This window comes from Guptibacillus hwajinpoensis (assembly GCF_020524165.1).
Taxonomy (GTDB): domain Bacteria; phylum Bacillota; class Bacilli; order Bacillales; family Guptibacillaceae; genus Guptibacillus; species Guptibacillus hwajinpoensis_D.
In genome coordinates this window covers 741,952-762,600 of record NZ_JAIVKU010000004.1, presented here as the reverse complement: position 1 = coordinate 762,600, position 20,649 = coordinate 741,952, and the positions used below count along the sequence as shown (strand labels likewise).

The 20,649-nt window shown below is 40.3% G+C and carries 16 protein-coding genes; 10 read left to right on the top strand and 6 right to left on the bottom strand.

The window, feature by feature from the left end:
• Positions 1-367 precede the first annotated feature (367 nt).
• The 3 genes from LC090_RS10945 (at position 368) to LC090_RS10935 (ending at position 3,872) form a co-directional block, all read left to right on the top strand.
• The gene (locus LC090_RS10945; RefSeq protein ID WP_226658012.1) at positions 368-1,750 is read left to right on the top strand and encodes a glycine--tRNA ligase; all 1,383 of its coding nucleotides are present in this window, start codon (positions 368-370) and stop codon (positions 1,748-1,750) included.
• A 59-nt stretch (positions 1,751-1,809) separates the two neighbouring features.
• Positions 1,810-2,382: an HAD-IA family hydrolase gene (locus LC090_RS10940; protein ID WP_226658009.1), complete on the top strand. Its 573-nt coding sequence runs from the start codon at positions 1,810-1,812 to the stop codon at positions 2,380-2,382.
• A 71-nt stretch (positions 2,383-2,453) separates the two neighbouring features.
• A complete protein-coding gene (locus LC090_RS10935) occupies positions 2,454-3,872 on the top strand; it encodes an MFS transporter (protein ID WP_226658007.1) in 1,419 nt (472 codons plus the stop codon).
• A gap of 85 nt (positions 3,873-3,957) precedes the next feature.
• Here the strand turns inward: LC090_RS10935 and LC090_RS10930 are convergent, their stop codons facing one another.
• Complete coding sequence (locus LC090_RS10930) at positions 3,958-4,863, bottom strand: LysR family transcriptional regulator (protein ID WP_226658005.1); 906 nt, start codon at positions 4,861-4,863, stop codon at positions 3,958-3,960.
• A 177-nt stretch (positions 4,864-5,040) separates the two neighbouring features.
• Here LC090_RS10930 and gltB point away from each other — a divergent pair, with 177 nt between their 5' ends.
• Together gltB and LC090_RS10920 are read left to right on the top strand one after the other, a co-directional pair.
• Positions 5,041-9,630 (top strand): glutamate synthase large subunit, encoded by a 4,590-nt coding sequence (gltB, locus tag LC090_RS10925; RefSeq protein ID WP_226658002.1) that lies wholly within the window; start codon positions 5,041-5,043, stop codon positions 9,628-9,630.
• A 14-nt stretch (positions 9,631-9,644) separates the two neighbouring features.
• Positions 9,645-11,129: a glutamate synthase subunit beta gene (locus LC090_RS10920; protein WP_226657999.1), complete on the top strand. Its 1,485-nt coding sequence runs from the start codon at positions 9,645-9,647 to the stop codon at positions 11,127-11,129.
• A gap of 45 nt (positions 11,130-11,174) precedes the next feature.
• On the opposite strand, the gene LC090_RS10915 is transcribed toward LC090_RS10920, so the two are convergent.
• Positions 11,175-11,264 (bottom strand): putative holin-like toxin, encoded by a 90-nt coding sequence (locus LC090_RS10915; RefSeq protein ID WP_224880206.1) that lies wholly within the window; start codon positions 11,262-11,264, stop codon positions 11,175-11,177.
• Between the two features lie 212 nt (positions 11,265-11,476).
• Between LC090_RS10915 and LC090_RS10910 the strand changes: the two genes are divergently transcribed.
• Positions 11,477-12,421, top strand: a complete 945-nt coding sequence (locus LC090_RS10910; RefSeq protein WP_226657997.1) for a ring-cleaving dioxygenase — start codon at positions 11,477-11,479, stop codon at positions 12,419-12,421.
• Positions 12,421-13,023 (top strand): alpha/beta hydrolase, encoded by a 603-nt coding sequence (locus LC090_RS10905; RefSeq protein ID WP_226657995.1) that lies wholly within the window; start codon positions 12,421-12,423, stop codon positions 13,021-13,023. The genes LC090_RS10910 and LC090_RS10905 overlap by 1 nt, the downstream gene beginning before the upstream one ends.
• A 111-nt stretch (positions 13,024-13,134) precedes the next feature.
• Here LC090_RS10905 and LC090_RS10900 read toward each other — a convergent pair whose 3' ends face one another.
• Positions 13,135-14,370, bottom strand: coding sequence for a dicarboxylate/amino acid:cation symporter (locus LC090_RS10900; protein ID WP_226657993.1), 1,236 nt, complete (start codon positions 14,368-14,370; stop codon positions 13,135-13,137).
• A gap of 264 nt (positions 14,371-14,634) precedes the next feature.
• On the opposite strand from LC090_RS10900, the gene LC090_RS10895 reads away from it, so the two are divergent.
• The 3 genes from LC090_RS10895 to LC090_RS10885 all read left to right on the top strand — a co-directional run bounded on the left by LC090_RS10895 (position 14,635) and on the right by LC090_RS10885 (position 16,410).
• Positions 14,635-15,411 (top strand): class I SAM-dependent methyltransferase, encoded by a 777-nt coding sequence (locus LC090_RS10895; protein ID WP_226657992.1) that lies wholly within the window; start codon positions 14,635-14,637, stop codon positions 15,409-15,411.
• A gap of 6 nt (positions 15,412-15,417) precedes the next feature.
• Entirely contained in the window at positions 15,418-15,912 is a 495-nt protein-coding gene (mug, locus tag LC090_RS10890; protein ID WP_226657990.1) for a G/U mismatch-specific DNA glycosylase, read from the top strand.
• Positions 15,913-15,984: 72 nt separating this feature from the next.
• Positions 15,985-16,410, top strand: a complete 426-nt coding sequence (locus LC090_RS10885) for a hypothetical protein (protein ID WP_226657987.1) — start codon at positions 15,985-15,987, stop codon at positions 16,408-16,410.
• A gap of 192 nt (positions 16,411-16,602) precedes the next feature.
• Here the strand turns inward: LC090_RS10885 and LC090_RS22175 are convergent, their stop codons facing one another.
• The 3 genes from LC090_RS22175 to LC090_RS10870 form a co-directional block, all read right to left on the bottom strand.
• Positions 16,603-17,481, bottom strand: a complete 879-nt coding sequence (locus tag LC090_RS22175; protein WP_226657986.1) for an NAD(P)-dependent oxidoreductase — start codon at positions 17,479-17,481, stop codon at positions 16,603-16,605.
• 222 nt (positions 17,482-17,703) lie between these two features.
• Positions 17,704-19,587 carry a vWA domain-containing protein gene (locus LC090_RS10875; RefSeq protein WP_226657983.1) on the bottom strand — a complete coding sequence of 628 codons (1,884 nt, stop codon included), beginning with the start codon at positions 19,585-19,587 and terminating at the stop codon, positions 17,704-17,706.
• The gene (locus tag LC090_RS10870; protein WP_226657981.1) at positions 19,588-20,493 is read right to left on the bottom strand and encodes an ATP-binding protein; all 906 of its coding nucleotides are present in this window, start codon (positions 20,491-20,493) and stop codon (positions 19,588-19,590) included. It lies immediately after the preceding gene.
• Positions 20,494-20,649: the final 156 nt, after the last annotated feature.

The window sequence follows — 20,649 nt, the reverse complement described above, 5'->3', positions numbered from 1 at the left end:
ATGTAAAAGCTATCTTGGGAATTGTTTTGTTTCCAATGATAATAGTAAAGTGAAATTAGGATAAAGAAAGATACTTGACTTTAGCCCATTATTTTTTGTATCATATGTCATATCAATCTCATACATAACCATACTAACTATGAAGGACAAATAGTAATCAGATAATCCTTAATTAAGCGATTCGGGGACGGTGCGAGCCCGAAGTAAGGTCTGATGAAACGGCGGTCTGGAGTTAAACGTTCTGAAAGTGGATGCAAAGCATGCATCAACTAGGGTGGAACCGCGGGTGCATAGGCTCTCGTCCCTGGACAGTAATTGTCCATGGACCGGGGGCTTTTTATATTGATTGAAAAAAGGAGAGAATGACATGACAATTTCAATGGATCAGATCGTATCTGTATCAAAGCACAGAGGATTTATTTTTCCGGGGTCTGATATTTACGGAGGACTCGCAAATACATGGGATTATGGTCCTCTTGGAGTCGAACTTAAAAACAATATTAAAGGTGCATGGTGGAAGAAGTTTGTACAAGAATCTCCTTATAATAGTGGGCTTGATGCAGCAATTCTGATGAATCCAAAAACATGGGAAGCTTCAGGTCACCTAGGTAACTTTAATGATCCATTAATTGATTGCAAAAGCTGTAAAACACGCCATCGCGCAGATAAATTAATTGAAGATGCGTTGTCCACAGAAGAAGATGAAATGATCGCTGACGGTCTTTCTTTTGAAGAAATGGAACGCCTGATAAAAAACAATAACATCACTTGTCCTGAATGTGGTAGTGAAGATTTCACGGAAATTCGTCAATTTGATTTGATGTTCAAAACACACCAGGGGGTAACGAAGTCAAGCACAAGTGAAATTTATCTTCGCCCTGAAACAGCCCAAGGAATTTTCGTTAACTTCAAAAATGTTCAGCGTTCAATGCGTAAAAAAGTACCTTTTGGAATTGCTCAAATCGGAAAAAGTTTCCGAAATGAAATTACACCTGGTAACTTTACGTTCCGAACTCGCGAATTCGAACAAATGGAGCTTGAATTTTTCTGTAAACCCGGTGATGAACTCGAATGGCATGACTATTGGAAAGAGTACTGCAAAAATTGGTTGCTGAATCTTGGGGTAAGTGGAAATAGCATTCGATTACGTGAGCATGCGGAAGATGAGCTTTCTCATTATAGTAACGCAACAACGGATATTGAGTATAAATTTCCATTTGGTTGGGGTGAACTATGGGGAGTTGCTTCAAGAACCGATTATGACCTTAAGCAGCACATGGAGCACTCTAATGAAGATTTTACTTATCATGATCAGCAAACGGGTGAAAAATATGTACCTTATTGTATCGAACCTTCACTCGGTGCAGACCGCGTAACGCTTGCTTTCTTAATTGAAGCATATGAAGAACAAGAGCTTGAAGATGGTACTTCAAGAAGCGTAATGCACTTCCACCCGGCGATTGCGCCATTTAAAGCAGCTGTCTTCCCACTTTCTAAAAAACTTTCTGAAGAAGCACGCGCTGTACATGCTGAACTATCTAAATACTTTATGGTTGATTATGACGAAGCTGGTTCAATCGGTAAACGTTACCGTCGTCATGATGAAATTGGTACGCCTTACGCGATTACGTTTGATTTTGACTCTGTTGAAGACCAGCAAGTCACGATCCGTGACCGTGATACAATGGAACAAAAAAGAATGCCGATTTCAGAACTAAAGAGCTTTTTAGAAGAAAAAACACAATTTTAAATGAAGAAAGCCGCTCGAGTACGAGCGGCTTTCTTTACAAATTAGGGAGTGAGTACAAGGTGAGAATTCTTTGGGATTTTGATGGAACACTATTTGATACATACCCTGCTTTTACAAGAGTGATGAAGGAGCTAGTTTCTTCTGATATAAAAGATGAAGAGATATTAAAGGAGTTAAAAGTTTCCTTTCGTCATGCCACGGAAACTTTTGGTTTAACAGACGAGCAAATCGCAACTTTCCGAGAAAAAGACAATGCTCTATCGCCTGACGACAAACCCCCTTTCCCAGGATTAAAAACCATTCTTGAACAAGCAGACTTAAATGTGATTATGACACATAAACCACGTGCTGAAGTGATCGCTATTTTGAAGCATTTCGATATGGAACATTATTTTGCTGATCTTGTGGCAGGTGATGATGGTTTTCCTCGAAAGCCAGATCCAGCATCTTACCATCATTTGAATGATCGATACCATCTTGATCTTGCGGTGGGAGATCGTCTATTGGATATTCTTCCTGCAAAAGAAGTTGGAATGAAAACATGCCTTTTTCAAAATGAGGCTCCAGGTGCCGATTTCTATGTGACGAATTATCATGACTTAAATGAAGAACTTTGGCCTTCTAATAATTAATATAGAATCAGTTGATCCCCTTTGTGTTCATATGTGATAATACACATATGAACACAAAGGGGATGTTTTTGATGGATAAAAAACTTCGGTTTATATTAATCACATTTTTGCTAGGTGTTTTTCTAGGTGCTCTTGACTCCGGCATTGTATCTCCTGCTTTGACCACGCTGATAGAAGATCTTGGCATTGATTTGAAATGGACGGTATGGGTCGTGACGATTTATACGCTTGTCTATGCGGTAAGCATGCCGATCGTAGGAAAACTTGCAGACTTGTTTGGGAGAAAACGTGTTTTTCTTACGGGTATTACATTATTTGCAATCGGTTCTGTAATCGCTGGCTTTAGTCAATCTCTTCCTTATCTATTAGTAGGTCGTGCCGTACAAGCTCTTGGCGGTGGTGGAATCATCCCCATCGCAAATGCCGTTATTGGAAGCAGTTTTCCTAAAGAAAAACGTGGCATGGCACTGGGGTTTGTTGGAGCCATGTTTGGAATAGCTACGATCCTAGGGCCAAATGTAGGGGGGTTCTTCGTTGCTCAGTTAAGTTGGAGATGGATATTCTTTATCAATATTCCGATTGCGCTTATCATTCTTGCAATGGGCTTGAAACTTCCAGATGATCGAACGGAGGGTGAAAAGCCTTCACTTGATTGGGGTGGAGCGGCCGTTTTATCACTCGTTATCGTAAGTCTTTTACTAGGATTAACGAATCTTGATACGAATGAATTTGTTCAATCCATCCTATCGATGACAGTCTGGCCATTATTGCTAATCAGTATTGTTTTCATCTATCCACTTATTCGAGTCGAAAAATTAGCGAAAGACCCGATTATTAAATTAAGTTACTTTAAAGATCGTAACATTGTGTTAGCTTTACTGATCTCAACGATAACTGGTATTGGTATCATTAGTATGATTTTTGTCCCTTCATTCTCGGAAATCATTTTATCGTTATCAAGAGGTCAGGGTGGTTATGTCATGACGATATTGGCGGTAGCATCAGGTTTCGCAGCACCAATAGGTGGTGTGCTTCTCGATAAATGGGGAGCGAAGCAAGTTGTCCTCCTAGGATTTTCGTTAAGTCTTCTTGGATCTCTTTTCTTTGTCTATCTAGCAGATGGATGGATAACCTTATCCCTTGGCATGGTTTTATCTGGTGTAGGAATTGGATTCACGATGGGGACGCCACTAAATTACATTATGCTTGAGTTAACACCTGATCGAGAAGCTGGTGCTGCTCTATCGCTTGTTAGCTTGTTTCGTTCGGTGGGCACATCACTTGGTCCCGTTATTCTTGCAGGTTTCATTGCCACGTCGGGTGCCACAACTTTTAGCGGAAGTAAAATGACTGACGCGATTAGGGATGTGATTTTATCCGGATATCAACATATGTACCTAGCTGCCTCCGTTATTTTTTTCATCGGTCTCATTCTCGGAGTCTTCTTGAAAATGCCTGCCAAAGAATCTGAAGTTCATCGTTCGTACTAAATGGTAGATTGGCATTCATTTTCATCATTAAAAAAGCCAACTAGAAAAGCCAGAATCGAGAACTATTGGCTCGATTCTGGCTTTTTTATTGTCCAAATCTGTTAAGAACCTCATAAAAGTGGGTAAGAAATTCAAAAAACTTTCTTTCAGAAGGAGCAAGTTCTCTCCCTTGTGGAATGATGACACCGACTGTTCTTGTGACATTTGGCTCTGATAACTCGATTTTCACTGTCTCACCGGGCAGCTGTTCTGAGAGTGTGATTTCAGGTAAAAGACTTACCCCTAATCCTGCTGCCACCAGCCCCTTAATCGTATCAATGTCTTCCCCTTCAAATGCAACCCGAGTTTTAAAACCAACCTGCTGACATGCTGATGTAACTAGATGATGAAGCGCATATCCTGAACGAAATAAAACAAATGGTTCATTCTTCAATTGCCCAAGTCTCAACATTGGGTAATCCGCTAACTCGTGTGAGATTGGTAGAAGAGCGAGTAGTTTTTCAGTGAAAAAGATGTGGCCTTCAACATCTGTTCGATCTTTTGGTACTGGAGATACGAAGGCAATATCGATTTCTCCTTTGCTGACAGCATCCGTCAGATCTTGCACAGATCCTTGCCTTAATTGAAATCCAACGCTTGGATGCTCTTTACGAAATGCTGAGATAACAGTAGGTAGCGTTTTGGCGGCTAAACTGTTCGGAAAGCCGATACGGATTGTTCCGGTGTCTGGATTAAGAAATTCATAGACTGCTTGTCTCGCACGTTCAATTTCTGAAATGGCTGTCTCGGCGTGATCCATAAATATTTGTCCAACTTGAGTTAACTTTACATTTCTCCCTTCCCGAATAAATAATTGTACGCCAAGTTCCGATTCAAGATTGGCGATTTGTCGACTTACAGCTGATTGAGCAACGTGAAGAGAAGTAGCTGCTGCAGTCACATGCTCTCTTTTTGCAACTTCCATAAAATAATATAACTGCCTAAGTTCCATAAAAAAGCAATCTCCCTTTTGATTCATATCAATAATAGATTAATTATATCTAAATTATATATTGGAAGCATTGGTTAATGCAATGTACAATGAGTGTAGAATATTTAAACAATTTCGACGTTATGGCGTTAAAGCGAGAAACCATAATGAATTGGGATAAGAGCGAGGAGTGGGAATATGGATAGAACAAACTTTCCAGAGAAACAGGGATTATATGATCCAATTCATGAGCATGACGCTTGTGGCATCGGGCTGATCGCCAATATAAATAATGTGCCTGCGCATGACATTATTGAAAAGGGAGTCTATATGCTACGTCAGCTAGATCATCGCGGAGGGCAGGGAAGCGATCCTGACACGGGTGACGGTGCGGGCATTATGCTACAGATTCCACACGAATTTTTCCAAAAGAATTCTGGGTTTAACCTCCCGAATAAAGGGGAGTACGGTGTCGGAATGATGTTTCTACCCGTTGATAATCAGCTGAGACAGCGCGCAAAACAAATTGTTGAAAAAGCAATCGAGGAAGCAGGCCAAGAATTTATTGGCTGGAGAACCGTTCCTGTAGATGAAACAACAATTGGAGAAGCTGCATGTATTGCTCAGCCTGTCATTCGACAGGTTTTTATTAAGAAGAGCGATATATCTGCTGAAGAATTTGAACGTAAATTGTACGTGATTCGTAAAAAAGCAGAGAAGCAAGTATCTCAAGATTCACAGCTATCAAAGACAAAGTATTACGCAGCTAGTTTCTCAAAAGATACGATTGTTTATAAAGGAATGCTTACACCAGAACAGCTTGATCAATTTTATTTGGATTTAAAAGATCCAAGTTTTAAATCTGCTTTTTCGATGGTGCATTCACGCTTTAGTACAAATACTTTCCCAAGCTGGGATCGGGCGCATCCAAACCGCTACCTCATTCATAATGGAGAGATTAATACGCTTCGAGGAAATGTAAACTGGATGAGAGCAAGAGAAGGTGCTCTTCAATCAGATGTATTTGGAGATGATATGAAGGACATTGCTCCAATCGTACGACCAAATGGGAGTGATTCTTCTTCGCTAGATAACTGTTTAGAATTCTTGAATCTTTCTGGCCGTTCACTACCACATGCAGCCATGATGATGATTCCTGAGCCGTGGGATCGTGATGCAACGATGCTTGATCCTAAAAAAGCTTTCTACGAGTATCATAGTACGTTAATGGAACCATGGGATGGACCGACTGCGATCGCATTTACGAATGGCCGCCAGATAGGTGCAATGCTTGATCGAAATGGATTGCGTCCTGCTCGATACGTAATCACAAACGATGATACGTTTATTCTATCATCTGAAGTTGGCGTTATCGAAATAGATGAAGAGAAGATAGTAGAAAAAGGTCGCTTAAGCCCTGGCAAAATGCTTCTGTTAGATCTAGAAGAAAAGCGACTTGTGTATGATGAAGAAATTAAAACCCAAATCGCAACAGATAAACCATATCGCAAATGGTTAGATGGAAATTTAATGAGCTTATCTCCTGAACCAAGTAAAACGAGAGAAATGGATGAAAAGGAGCTTATTAAGACACAAAGAGCATTTGGCTACACATATGAAGAATTAACGAAGAATATTGCTCCAATGGTAACAGAAAAGAAAGATCCAATAGGCTCAATGGGGAATGATGTGCCTCTGGCCGTTCTTTCTGAGCGACCGCAGCTTTTGTTTAACTATTTTAAGCAATTGTTTGCTCAAGTTACGAATCCACCAATTGATTCGATTCGAGAAGAATCGGTTACTTCAACAATGACGCTGCTTGGACCAGAGGGTAACTTACTTGAAACGGATCCACGAAGTGCTAGACGCATTCGACTTGAAACACCTATTCTAACTGATAGTCGTTATGAGGCAATTAAGGCGTTAGATGAAGAGGACTTTCATCCAGAAACCTTAAGTTTGCTATTTGATGCAGCTCGTGGTGAAACAGAAATGGAACATGCTTTACTTGCCTTGTTCCGAAAAGCTGATCGTGCCATTAAAAACGGGAAAAGCATTCTGATCCTTTCAGATTCAGGGGTTAACCGTGAGAAAGCAGCAATTCCATCATTACTTGCATTGAGTGGTCTTCATCATCACTTAATTAAGAGAGAAACGCGTACGAAAGTAAGTTTAATCGTTGAAACAGGTGAGGCAAGAGATGTTCATCAGTTTGCAATGCTGATTGGGTATGGTGCTGATGCTATCTATCCTTATGCTGCGTACGACTCCATTAATCAAATGATTAATGATGGTACGATTGAAGGTTTTTCTTTCGATGACGCGATCAACAATTATATTGAAGCTGCAACAACTGGAATTGTAAAAGTGATGTCAAAAATGGGTATCTCGACAATTCAAAGCTACCGTGGTGCTCAAATCTTCGAAGCAATCGGTGTTAGCAACGAAGTCATCGATCGTTATTTTGCTGGTACGGCTTCACAAATTGATGGCATTCCAATTGACATTATTGCGACAGAAACGTTAATGAGGCATCATTTTGCTTATCATGATTCTGTATATAGTGATTTAACGCTTGAAACGGGCAGTGAACTTCAGTGGAGGAATGGAGGAGAGCATCACTCTTTCAATCCAAAAACAATTCATACGCTACAACACGCTGCTAGAAGCAATAACTATGAATTATATAAAAAATTCTCTGGAATGGCGCTTGAAGAGAATTTGACTTATCTTAGACAGGCGATTGATTTTGGTTCCAAAGAATCGATTTCAATTGATGAGGTTGAAAGTATTGAATCCATTACACGTCGCTTTAAGACTGGAGCAATGAGCTATGGCGCTCTTAGCGGTGAAGCTCACGAAGCTCTTGCAATTGCAATGAACCGTATTGGAGGACGAAGCAATAGCGGTGAAGGTGGAGAAGATCCTTCTCGCTTTACAGCAGATGAAAATGGAGATCTGCGTCGAAGTGCGATTAAACAAGTAGCGTCAGGTCGCTTTGGCGTATCAAGCTACTACTTAAGCAATGCAGATGAAATTCAAATTAAAATGGCACAGGGTGCGAAGCCTGGTGAGGGTGGTCAGTTACCTGGTAAGAAAGTATATCCTTGGATTGCAGAAGTTCGTGGATCGACTCCAGGAGTAGGGTTGATTTCACCGCCACCACATCATGATATTTATTCGATTGAGGATCTTGCCCAACTCATCCATGATTTGAAAAATGCAAATCCATCAGCACGTATTAACGTAAAGCTCGTTTCGAAAGCAGGCGTTGGAACAATTGCTGCAGGTGTGGCGAAAGGACTAGCGGACGTTATCCTAATTAGTGGATATGAAGGTGGTACTGGAGCATCGCCAAGAACGAGTATCAAACATGCTGGACTTCCTTGGGAGCTAGGCTTAGCGGAGACGCATCAAACGCTCGTATTGAATGATCTTCGTGACCGTGTTGTTCTTGAAGCGGATGGAAAAATGATGACCGGTCGTGATGTTGTGATGGCGGCGATTCTTGGAGCAGAAGAATTTGGTTTTTCAACTGCACCACTTGTTGTTCTTGGGTGTATTTTAATGAGAGCTTGTCATTTGGACACATGTCCAGTTGGTGTAGCCACTCAAAATCCTGAACTTCGCAAGAAATTTATGGGTAACCCGGATCACGTGGTTAATTATATGCAGTTTATTGCTCAAGAAGTTCGAGAAATCATGGCTGAACTTGGCTTTAGAACAATTGAAGAAATGATTGGTCGTACCGATGTACTGAAAGTAAGTCGTCGTACAAAAGACCATTGGAAAGCTAGATATCTTGATCTTAAACCGCTTCTTTATCAGCCGCATGTATCAGAAGAAGTCGGTAGATTCAATCAACGTCAGCAGGATCATAAACTAGATGCTGCACTTGATAATACATCAATTATACCTGCAGCACTTGGAGCGCTTGAGGAGCAAAAAACTTTCGAAGGCTCTTACGTTATTCGCAATACAAACCGTGTTGCTGGTGCACTGTTAGGACATGAGATTACGAAGCGCTATGGTGCTGATGGACTTCCAGAAGACATGATTCGCCTGCATTTTAAAGGCTCTGCTGGTCAAAGTTTCGGAGCATTCGTACCAAATGGTGTGACAATGCAGTTAGAAGGCGATGCGAACGATTATGTTGGAAAAGGATTATCAGGCGGGAAGCTCATTATTCACCCCTCCGCTAAAGCAGCGTTTGCAAGAGACGAAAATACAATCGTAGGAAATGTTGCTTTTTATGGGGCAACCTCAGGTGAAGCTTACATTAGTGGGCTTGCAGGAGAACGCTTCTGTGTAAGAAATAGTGGGGCAAAAGCGGTAGTAGAAGGAATTGGCGACAATGGCTGTGAATACATGACAGGCGGCAGAGTCGTTGTTCTCGGTGAGACTGGGAAGAACTTTGCAGCTGGAATGTCAGGTGGAATTGCCTATGTTCTATCAGATGATCAAGAAGCATTTAAGCGTAATGTGAATGCAGAAATGGTTCATATTGAATCATTGAGCAACTATGAAGAAATTCTTGAAGTAAAGCATATGATTCAACAGCATGCTTACTTTACGGATAGCCCGAAAGCCATACGATTTATTCAAAACTGGAATGAAGTTGTAGGGAAGATTATTAAGATTATTCCTAAAGAGTATAAGCGAATTACAGAATCGTTAGAAGAACTTAAAGAACAAGGCTACAAAGACGATGACGCAGCATATGAAGTGTTCCAGCAGGCGAAAAACGGCCAAGTGAAACCACGTCAAAGCGACCTGGAACCGGTATAAGGGGAGGTATTCGATTGGGTAAGCCAACAGGATTTCTAGACTATCCTAGAGAAAAAGCACGTGAAAGAGATCTATCAACACGTTTAAAAGATTGGGAAGAATACCAGCTTCCTCAATCTGAAGAAAACCTGAAAACACAGGGGGCACGCTGCATGGATTGCGGCACGCCCTTCTGCCACTCAGGTATTGAACTAAATGGAAGTGCATCAGGTTGTCCGCTCTATAACCTTATTCCAGAATGGAATCATCTTGTATATCAAGGAAAATGGAAAGATGCGCTGGACCGTCTACTTAAAACAAATAATTTTCCCGAATTCACTGGTAGAGTATGTCCAGCTCCATGTGAAGGTGCTTGTGTAGCAGCGATTCCTGACGATGCGGTTGCGATTAAAAGCATTGAAAAGGAAATCATAGACCGCGGGTTTGCTGAAGGATGGATGACACCTCAGCCTCCGAAAAACCGTACGGGTAAAAAAATCGCTATTGTTGGATCAGGCCCCGCAGGGTTAGCTGCCGCTGATCAGCTTAATAAAGCAGGACACTCTGTTACGGTATATGAACGAGATGATCGTATTGGCGGATTGTTAATGTACGGAATACCTAACATGAAGCTCGATAAAGAGTTGGTCGAACGCCGTGTAAAACTTCTTTCTGATGAGGGCGTAACTTTTGTGACGAATACGGAAATTGGTAAAGACGTGACGCAAGCGGAGCTTCGTGATGCGCATGATGCGGTGATTCTTTGTACGGGAGCTCAAAAACACCGTGACCTTCCAATTGAAGGACGTAAGCTCGGAGGAATTCATTATGCAATGGATTACTTAAAGCAGAATACGAAGAGTTTGCTTGATTCCGAGCTTCAAGATAAGAAATACGTTTCAGCAGAAGGGAAAAATGTTATTGTTATTGGTGGTGGAGATACAGGAGCGGACTGTGTTGCTACAGCACTTCGTCACGGATGTAAAAGTGTTCACCAATTTGGGAAACATCCACAGTTAACAGCAGATCGAATGATCGATAATCCTTGGCCAGAATTCCCGAAGGTTTTCACACTTGATTATGCTTATGAAGAGGCTCAAGCAGAGCACGGGGAAGACCCTCGCCAATATTCCATCATGACGAAAAAATTTGTTGGTGACGAGAATGGTCAAGTAAAAGAACTTCATACGGTAACGATTGAAAAGCACGTTGATAAAAGAGGAAATGTTTTTATGAAGGAACTTCCTGGAACAGAACAAGTTTGGCCAGTTGAACTTGTCTTAATCGCAATTGGCTTCACTGGCCCTGAGGAAGGTGTTCTTGAACATTTTGAAGTCGATCAAGATAACCGTAAACGAGCGAAGGCAGATTTCGAAGATTATCGTACGAATGTAGACGGAGTGTTTGCAGCAGGTGATGTTCGAAGAGGACAGAGCCTCATCGTATGGGCCATCAATGAAGGGCGCGGTGTAGCTCGTGAGACAGATCGCTATCTAATGAATAAAACCGTTATGCCTTAAGAATAAATAGAAAAGCACTCCTACAGCGGAGTGCTTTTCGCTTTGTTACGAAGAACGATCTTTCGTGTGGATGATGGCGAGCACAAGAGCGGAAAAGCTGACCATTAACGACAGGGCCTCAAATACGCTTAGCATCACATCACTCCTTTACAAATAGAATGTCACTTTATAAGGTTGTCCTATACGCAAATAAACAAAGTATTTGACAGAATTTCAGGATTCTAATACACTTAATTCAAATATCTCGAATTAAAGATATTATGAGGTCTCCAAATTAGATGATTAAGATAAGTCTAATGCGGGAACCTTCTAAATGGATGTAACAAAGAAAAGGAGACTTGTCACTTATGAAGCATACAACAGGCATACATCACATTACTGCTATTGTTGGAAATCCTCAGGAAAATGTTGACTTTTATAGCGGGGTTCTTGGACTACGTCTTGTGAAAAAGACAGTAAATTTTGATGATCCAGGAACATATCACCTTTATTTTGGAAACGAAGAAGGGGCACCAGGAACCATTATGACATTCTTCCCCTGGTCGAATGCACATGACGGAGTAATCGGTTCCGGGCAGGTTGGCGTAACAAGTTTTGTCGTTCCAACAGGTAGCCTATCATTCTGGAAAAAGCGTCTTGATAAATTTAGTGTAGAAAACGGAGAAATGACCCGATTTGGCGAGAAAGTTCTTGCTTTTGATGATCCTCATGGCTTGCACCTGGAACTTGTAGAAAGGGAGGAAGGTGAACCTAACACGTGGAGTTTTGGTGGAGTTAGTACAAAACATGCCATTAAAGGCTTTGCAGGCGCAACTTTATTATCTGGCAAACCAGAATCAACCATGACGGTATTAGAAGAAGTGCTTGGTTTTATGCGCGTAGCGGAGGAAGAAGATTTTGTGCGTTTTAAATCAAGCGATGCTATTGGAAATACGATAGATGTGAAGAAGACACCACTATCTTCTGGAAGAATGGGATCAGGTACCGTTCACCATATCGCTTTTCGTGCGAATGATTTCAATGACCATGAAGAATGGAGAAATTTACTGGAAGAAAAAGAGTATGGCCCTACACCAGTTGTCGATCGTCAATATTTCAATGCGATCTACTTTAGAGAAGAGGGTGGGATACTGTTTGAAATTGCGACAGACCCTCCAGGATTTGCGAAGGATGAAGATCCTGATGAAATGGGTAAAAAGCTACTTTTACCTCCATGGCTTGAAGAAAAGCGTTCTCAAATTGAACGTGTCCTTGAACCTGCAAATGCAAGAGTTCTAGATGGTGACAAATAATGAAGCATATTTTTAAGCAAGGTAAGAAGGATCTTCCTGTATTATTATTACTACATGGCACAGGAGGCACGGAGAATGATCTTCTTCCACTTGCAGAATTAATCGCTCCAGAAAACTCAATTTTAAGTGTAAGAGGGAATGTATCAGAAAATGGTATGCCTCGATTTTTCAAACGATTAGCTGAAGGTGTCTTCAATGAAGAAGATTTAATTAAAAGAACGCACGAATTAAAGGCGTTTATTGATGAATCATCCCAAAAGTATGATTTTGATCGTCATAATGTTATAGCGGTCGGGTACTCAAATGGTGCGAATATTGCTGGAAGTTTGCTATTCCATGATGCTAACTCCCTTAGAGGGGCTGTTCTTCACCATCCGATGGTTCCTCTTCGCAATCTGAAGTTACCTAGCCTTGCTAGTAAGCCTATTTTTATAGGTGCAGGAAAGAATGATCCGATTTGCTCACCAGAAGAAACAAATGAGCTTCAAGATTTATTTACTGGTGCTGGAGCAAAAGTAATGGTTCATTGGGAAAATGCCGGTCACCAATTAACAAGGTCGGAAGCAGAAAAAGCGGCTGAGTGGTATCAGAAAAACTTTTAAGGATAAGAATGTTAAAGAATTAAAAAAAGTGAGCATCCATGTTAAGGATGCTCACTTTTTATATACATTTGCATAAGTGAATTCAGTTAGAAATGGTCCGGTCCATCTCAATTAAGCAATAGATTTAGATGTTTTCTTTTGATCGCGATCGATAACAGCAGCTCCAATGATATCCCCAAGTACATTTGAGGCAGTCCCTGCCATGCCAATTAACACGTCAACACCAGCAATTAAAGCGACAATTTCTAATGGAAGGTTAAACATGGATAACACTGCTGATAAGGTCACCAGGCCAGCAGCGGGTATTCCTGCCGTTCCAATGGAGAGAAGTGTACCAATGGCTACAATGGTCACATAGTCCATAACGGAAAAATTCAACCCGGTGACGTTTGCAGCAAAAACGATTGAAACCCCCATTCTTAATGCTCCTCCATCTGAGTTGAAGACGGCCCCAATAGGTAAAGAAAAGTTTACAACGCGTTCTGAAATGCCGGCTTTTTTAGCAGAGTCAATCGCGATTGGAAGCGAAGCGATACTACTCGAGGTGAAAAACGCTGTTACGTACGCATCCTTTGTTTGAGAAAAAAAGTTCTTAATACTTAATTTCGCGTACTTTAAAAAAGAAGTATAAATCAATGCCCAGAGCAATAGAACACCCATGTAAAAAACACCTGTAAAAGCAAATAAAGATTGGAAAGTTTGCCAACCTTGGTTTCCAAATGACGTTGCACTAATGGCAAAAATACCGATCGGTGCATATAGCAATATACCTTTCAATAACAAAAAGAATAAGTCATTTGCAGCGGAGAATAGCTTATGAAGTCGCTCGCCAGATTCGCTCAAGTCACTTTTCTCTGAATAGCGCATTTTCCCCATCGTTAATCCAATGATAACAGCTAGAAAGAGAATACCCATGAGTTGACCTGAAGAAAAAGTTTCAAAAAGGTTATTTGGAACGATATTCAAAAGAACATCAGAAAACCCAGGAGTGTCAGGCTTTTCAACTTTTGTATCTGGAAGCGTTAGGCCAGACCCAGGACTAACCCATAAAGCGATGGTAACACCTATTAAGACAGCGGCTGCTGTGGTTAATCCGTAATAGACTAACAGCTTACCTCCTAATTTCCCTAAATATTTTGGGTTCATTTGATTGATTGCAAGCACTACTGTTAGAAAAATAACTGGAATGGCCACGAGGTTAAGCAAGTTGATCAGAATGGTGCCAAGCGGTTTAATGAAATCAATACTTGGTCCAAAAAGAATTCCCGCTGCGATACCAAGGATAAAGCCAAGCGTCATTTTTAGTATGAATGAAGAATTTTTATACATATGCCACATTTTTTGCATTGTTCCACCTCTGATTTAATAATGTTATTAGTATAACAGTTATATAATGAATTGTTTAGAATTTGAATTTTCACTCACCGTATGCGTTCACTAGCAAGCCTCACAGAACAAATGATGATAAAAATTATCGTTGGCAATCTAAGAATTCATTCTTCCATACGTTTGTATATTACGATTGTTTATAAACCACACGAACAACATTTCAATTCTTTTAAAAGCACATGCTATAATTGGTTAGGAAGGAAAGAGAAGGGGTCAAGAAAAATGATTTTTACAACTGCGGGAAGACCGACAGAAGCTCTCATAAAAGAAGCTATTCAGTTGAGCCAAATATATAGTGGTACATACATATCAAGGGAAAAACGATCCATTCAACAGATCATTAACCTTTATCATGAAACAGTTGTGGTGGTTGGCTTTGATCGCTTATTTTTTTATAAAGATAACGCAGCATCGCCCATTTTCTTTCATCCAAATTCAGCGATGTTTCGCTGTAAGGCCATACTAAGTGGACAAGATGATGCGTTTATAAAAGCGAGTGGGCTTTTCGATGGAATGAGTTTACTGGATTGTACAGCAGGACTTGGGTCTGACAGTATTGTTGCAAGTTTAGTAGTGGGTAATAAAGGGCGGGTTCAAGCAATAGAGGGATCGGAGCACGTCATACTCCTACAACAAGGATTACAAAATTGGCAAAGTAATTATGAGGAGATAAATGCTGCGATGAGGCGAATATCCGTAATCCCTAACCGATATGAAGACGTTTTACCACACTTAAAAGACAATGCGGTTGACGTCGTGTATTTTGACCCCATGTTTGAAGATTCTATCTTAGCATCTGACGGTATGAGTGGTATTAAGCAGGTAGCTCTATATGATGGCCTATTAGAAAATATGGTGATGGAAGCAAAACGAGTGGCTCGAAAACGCGTGATTTTAAAAGATTCATGGAAAAGTACACGTTTTGAACAATTTGGTTTTCATCAACAAATACGAAAAACATCAAAATTTCACTATGGTATTATTGAGTGTAAGGAGTGATAAAGGTTGTTACCAGACCATCTTGATTACAATTTAAAGATCCTGTTTATTGGTTTTAACCCTGGTCTTCAATCAGAGGCAGAAGGTCATCATTACGCGAATCCGACGAATCGATTTTACGCCATTTTAAAAGAAGCGGGACTTACAGATCGAAAGCTCTCACCAGAGGAAGATCACAAGCTTTTAGACTATGGATATGGGCTTACAAATATCGTGGATCGTCCTACTAGAGGAGCAGCTGACTTAACTTCTGAAGATTATGCGATTGGAAGAAAGCGCCTCCTTGATAAAATCAGAACGTATAAGCCCCTCGTAAATTGTTATGTTGGTAAAGGAGTCTATCAAAAGTTCTCTGGTGTTAAAAAAGTAGATTGGGGATATCAAGCCATCGACCAGGTGGAAGGGGTTCGTGACTTTGTTGCGCCCTCTACGAGCGGATTAGTTAGAATGACACTTGAAGAATTAACCGAAATCTACCGTCACTTGCATGAAAAGACATAATATGAAAAATTAGATAAAAGTTTATTTTTGAGAGATTATAGTAAGATTGATAATGGTATAGAGAGGAAGTATATGAAGAGTATTCTAGTTTATTTAATGAAGATTCTATTAGCCATTCTTCTTTCTGGTCCAATTGCTGTGTTGATCATGCTCGGGAGTTATCATTTCCTAAATCGTAATGAATATATACCAAATTATGCCATGGAATTCGAATTAGGAACTATCGTTTTCTATACGATTGCCTTTTATATTGTTTATGGGCTCATGGGTTTGCCTACAACATTGGTAACAGATGGAATCCTAAAGTTATTCTCCATTAAAAAAGCTATTTCATTATTTATTGTGACTTTTTTTACTTATACATTGGTTGGGACATGGTTGGCCACGGGGTTTCAATCGCCAATGGCAGGAATAGATTGGTATGTACTTATTCCGGTTTATACATATTTTATAATGTTAATGATCATAAGAAATGATTTTAGTAAAACAATAAATTAAAAAGATGACTTTCCATTACGCTTGTGCAGTAACCATAAGCATTTCATCCATAGTAATGCAAAAGGGCTTGGAGCTAACTGGCTCCAAGCTCTTTTTATAATTCTATTTTAAGTGTGTTTATGTGTATTTTATAGTATGCTTTTTTAGATTCGTCATATAAGGGATGAAAGTGCTAGAAGGACTAGCTATACTTTACTCCTCCATACGGTGAAGATTTTTGTAAAAAGAATAGATCGAAGAGAAATCTAAATCACCATAACCATTAACCTTAGCATCAGCATAAACTTCTTTCATCAAATTGGTTATTTTTAAAGCAGCGTTTTCCTCATAGGCCGATAGAGTGGCGAGATGAAGATCTTTTTGCATGTTTTTTAGAGCAAATTCTTGTTCGTCATTTTGAACTTTCAATTTGTCTGCTTTCATTCGAAGAAAAGGAGCAGAAACTGGCATCCCTGCCAATGTTTCTAATAAAAAGTCTTTGGATAAGCCAAGCTGTTCTCCTAGAATCATACTTTCAGCAAAGGCCGCCATATTTGAAGCAAGCATCATATTCACAACCATTTTAAAAGAGCTTCCTTGACTCACGGGTCCAACATGAATGATTTTCTTGCCCATGTATTGGAGGAAATCTTCAACTTGTTCGATATCAGGTTTTTCCCCACCTACTAGAAAAACAAGTTCCCCTTTTTGGGCAGGTCCTTTTGATCCTGCTACCGGGGCATCAACAAATCTTACTCCAACATTGCGAGCAAGTTGAGTGGCTTTTTTAGAAAATGATGGATTCACGGTACTTGAATCAATCCATAAAGCGCCACGCTTCATTGATTGAAGGAAACCATTTTCACTTAATGCGACTTCATCTACTGCTTCTGGACCCGTCAGCATGGTAAAAACGATATCTGCCTCTTTCACTGCCTCGTGAGGCGATTCTTTATAGAGAGCTCCCTTGTTAATGAGAGATTCTACTTTTTCTTTTGTTCGATTCCATATTGTTAAGTCAACCCCATTGTTAAGTAAGTTAGTAGCCATAGCGCTTCCCATAACACCCATACCGATAAACGTTACCTTCATTCTCGTCTCCTCCTTTTGTAAGACTTAATCTATTTCTTAACTGATAAGTCTTCTATTTAAATGCCTCAAATTCCGATTAACTAAACATACCCAAACACTTCGAATAGCATAAGGACTAAGTAGAATGGAAAAAATTCTTACTTCAATCAAGAAAAGTGATTAACTTTTTTCTCAAGATAAAAAACGGTTACCACCAGGCTAGGTGATAACCATTTCAATATGTTATACAAACCGAAGCAATAATCGCTTTAGTAAAGGCGTTAAATAGGCAGGAATCTCATTTGCAGAAGGAATCACGAGACTTTGAGTGCCATAGATATTGCGCATTGTATTTTTTTCTTTTTCCTGTGGTTCCCCGTTAGATAAGAAAACACCGATGACTTCAAAGCCTTTTTTCCTTGTTTGTATCACGGCTTCATGTGTATCGATGATCCCATTTTCGCTGTAATCGTAAGCAGATGGCTCGCCGTCCGTAAACACAAGTAAGATTTTATGCTTTTCATTTCGTTCAGCTAATTCTTGAGCAGCTTTTCGAATCGCATAACCATCGCGATTGTCTTCTTCAGGCTCCAACTGCATAATTTTAGCACCTTCATTGGGTTGAGTCGATCGATCGTAGTCGACGATTTGGAAAAGCGTATTCGGCTGTTCCTCGTCATCCGCATCGAATGCATCTTCATAGAAGCCAGTGATCGAGTGTTTAATATGAAGTCCTTTTAACGTCTCGTGGAAAAGCGTAATTCCTAGACGTGTTTCTTCCATCTTGTCGTACATCGATGCTGAGCAATCGACGAGCAACGAGAACGTTACATCAAGTTCTGTACTAGGCGCATTCTTTTTATAAAAGAGACGAGGGTTTTCGTCTGTTAATAGCCTTAGTAGCTTGCGGTTCAATCGACCAAAATGAAGATCACTTCTTGGGGCAATTTGTTTTTGCTCGATCGTTTTTTGGATCGCAGAGCGAAGTGACTTTTCAGCATATTGAATTTCAGCTTTCGCAGTTCGATAATTCGATCGCTCTTCAGAAGTAGGTTTGTCAGCTTGACGAATCACTTCCTTCACGTTTCGATTCGCTTCCCCTAGGGGGTCCTGCGCTCCTGCGACAGCTTTTGTATCATGGCTTTCAAGAATGGCCTCTTCATCAAATTGACTGCCTTCTGACTGCTTTGAAGCACCTTGCACACTGACAAAGGCTTGATCACCGGATTCTTCTTTTCGCTCGCCTTCTCCTATCAGATCCGATTTAGCGCCTTCTTCTAGGTCAAATTGAAGAAAATTGGATCCTTCTTGCTCCTGCTCTTCATGCCAGGTATTCATTTCTTCATCATACGTTTCTTTATCTTCTTTATCCGTCGTTTCCATTGTATCGTCACTTTTTAACTGACGAGCTTCTTCATCCTCAATAACAGTTGAGGGATTCGGAGAGGTACCATACATCGTTAAATATTCTGTTGTCATATCAAAATGGTCTCTATTTAACTCCTGGCAAAAAGCGTTTGCGAGAGTGACGGTGTCTTTTGTTGAAGTCGCTTTAGAAATCTCCATAATTAAATGGCGCAGATAGGGCTTATATTCTGCTAGGTCATTTCCAAGAGCAACTGGTTTACCGATCGCTTGAAGGTAGATCGCGCAAAACAAAGCATCAAGCAGTTGATGCTGACGATTATGAACTTCAAGACGCCCTCGGAAACGCTTTTGAAATAGCGTTCGTCTTGTATCAAAAGCAGCACTCATTCCAGGACGGACAGTCATACAAATCTTTTCAAGTCTGACATCTTCTAATAACGCAAACAGCTGTTTACGAAAAAGAGGATGTGAGTGGTTTTTGATAGAAGAGAGGTAGTGATTTACTTCATTGAAATTTGTATAGTGAACATTGCCAAGTGCACGAAGGTAGATATCGCTTTTCATACCATCAAATTGTGTTCCATCAAATATATCATTCCAATAATGACTGACCGTGATCAAGTGCTCAGCAGGTCTGTAGTAAGAATGGAAAGCAAACTGTACGTCACTTTCTGTTTGACTCAGTGTTTCAGCGAGATCAGATAAACTTAAATGAAGAAAAGGATCCGTCTGATTCTCAGCAAAGTTTAGAAACTTCATTTAGGAGTTCTCCTGATAACGTCCAAAAATCGTTTCAGCAATGTTTTCCACTGCAGCTTTTTCACGCTCATCTTCAAGCTTATCTGTAATCGCCCGTTTAATCGCACGTCTCGCTTCCATAAACGTTGTTAAGTCACAAGCGTCTAGAAGTGAACGAGGAGAGGCGGCTTCTTCTGAAATCTGGCCATCTCTTACTTTTGATTGAAGATCAGCAGATAGCGTCACGAACTGATCAAGCTGATTTGAGTCATCTAGAAGAGATTGTTCACTTAACATTTCTTTTAAAGCTTCTCCCTGTAAGTACGGCACTTCAATAACAATAAAGCGGTTTTTTAATGCTTCATTTAGTGGTGCAGTACCAATATACCCTTCATTAATTGCAGCAATGACACCAAAGTTCTCTTTTGCGCGAACCGTTTCTCCTGTGAAAGGATTGAGGACCATACGACGATAGTCAAGGACACCATTTAGAATAGGAAGAGTTTCTGCTTTCGCTGTATTTATTTCATCAATATATAACAGCTCGCCGTTTTTCATCGCATTTTCTACTGGCCCAGGAACAAATGTAATATGCGCGTTGTTTTGATCGTCATAACTTAGCGTTTTGTACCCTAGAAGTGCTTCAGCATCTAGATCAACGGAGCAGTTAATCGAGTACATTGGCTGGTTAAAGAAGTAGCTAATTAATTCAGCTAGTTTTGTTTTACCAGCTCCTGTTGGCCCTTTTAGTAAAACATTCTTCCCTAGAATCAAAGCTGTTACCGCATCTTTTACAATTGACATGTCTGGTGCTGTGTACCCTTCTGAACCAATAAGATAGTGGTCGGGATTTGAATTTGCATCGCGTCGGTCTTCAATACGATCCTGTATTTTATCTGGAATATCAAACGTTTCATATAATTGCATCTGTCATACCTCCGAGTTTCGAATTCACATCTATTCAAAAGTTAACTATAACGGAAAAAAACAGTCTCTGTCTAATGAAAGTCGTTCGGATGTCAACGTCAATCATTTTACCAGGCGGAATAGATGAGCTATACTAGTTCTAGCAAGTAGGCCTAT

Bases quoted from the DNA above. Each gene is read 5' to 3' on its own strand.
- LC090_RS10905 (WP_226657995.1), top strand. From the start codon at position 12,421: ATGAAGCATATTTTTAAGCAAGGTAAGAAGGATCTTCCTGTATTATTA.
- LC090_RS10930 (WP_226658005.1), bottom strand. From the start codon at position 4,863: ATGGAACTTAGGCAGTTATATTATTTTATGGAAGTTGCAAAAAGAGAG.
- LC090_RS10870 (WP_226657981.1), bottom strand. From the start codon at position 20,493: ATGCAATTATATGAAACGTTTGATATTCCAGATAAAATACAGGATCGT.
- LC090_RS10945 (WP_226658012.1), top strand. From the start codon at position 368: ATGACAATTTCAATGGATCAGATCGTATCTGTATCAAAGCACAGAGGA.
- LC090_RS10895 (WP_226657992.1), top strand. From the start codon at position 14,635: ATGATTTTTACAACTGCGGGAAGACCGACAGAAGCTCTCATAAAAGAA.
- LC090_RS10910 (WP_226657997.1), top strand. From the start codon at position 11,477: ATGAAGCATACAACAGGCATACATCACATTACTGCTATTGTTGGAAAT.
- LC090_RS10915 (WP_224880206.1), bottom strand. From the start codon at position 11,264: ATGCTAAGCGTATTTGAGGCCCTGTCGTTAATGGTCAGCTTTTCCGCT.
- LC090_RS10935 (WP_226658007.1), top strand. From the start codon at position 2,454: ATGGATAAAAAACTTCGGTTTATATTAATCACATTTTTGCTAGGTGTT.
- LC090_RS10875 (WP_226657983.1), bottom strand. From the start codon at position 19,587: ATGAAGTTTCTAAACTTTGCTGAGAATCAGACGGATCCTTTTCTTCAT.
- LC090_RS22175 (WP_226657986.1), bottom strand. From the start codon at position 17,481: ATGAAGGTAACGTTTATCGGTATGGGTGTTATGGGAAGCGCTATGGCT.
- LC090_RS10900 (WP_226657993.1), bottom strand. From the start codon at position 14,370: ATGCAAAAAATGTGGCATATGTATAAAAATTCTTCATTCATACTAAAA.
- LC090_RS10885 (WP_226657987.1), top strand. From the start codon at position 15,985: ATGAAGAGTATTCTAGTTTATTTAATGAAGATTCTATTAGCCATTCTT.
- gltB (WP_226658002.1), top strand. From the start codon at position 5,041: ATGGATAGAACAAACTTTCCAGAGAAACAGGGATTATATGATCCAATT.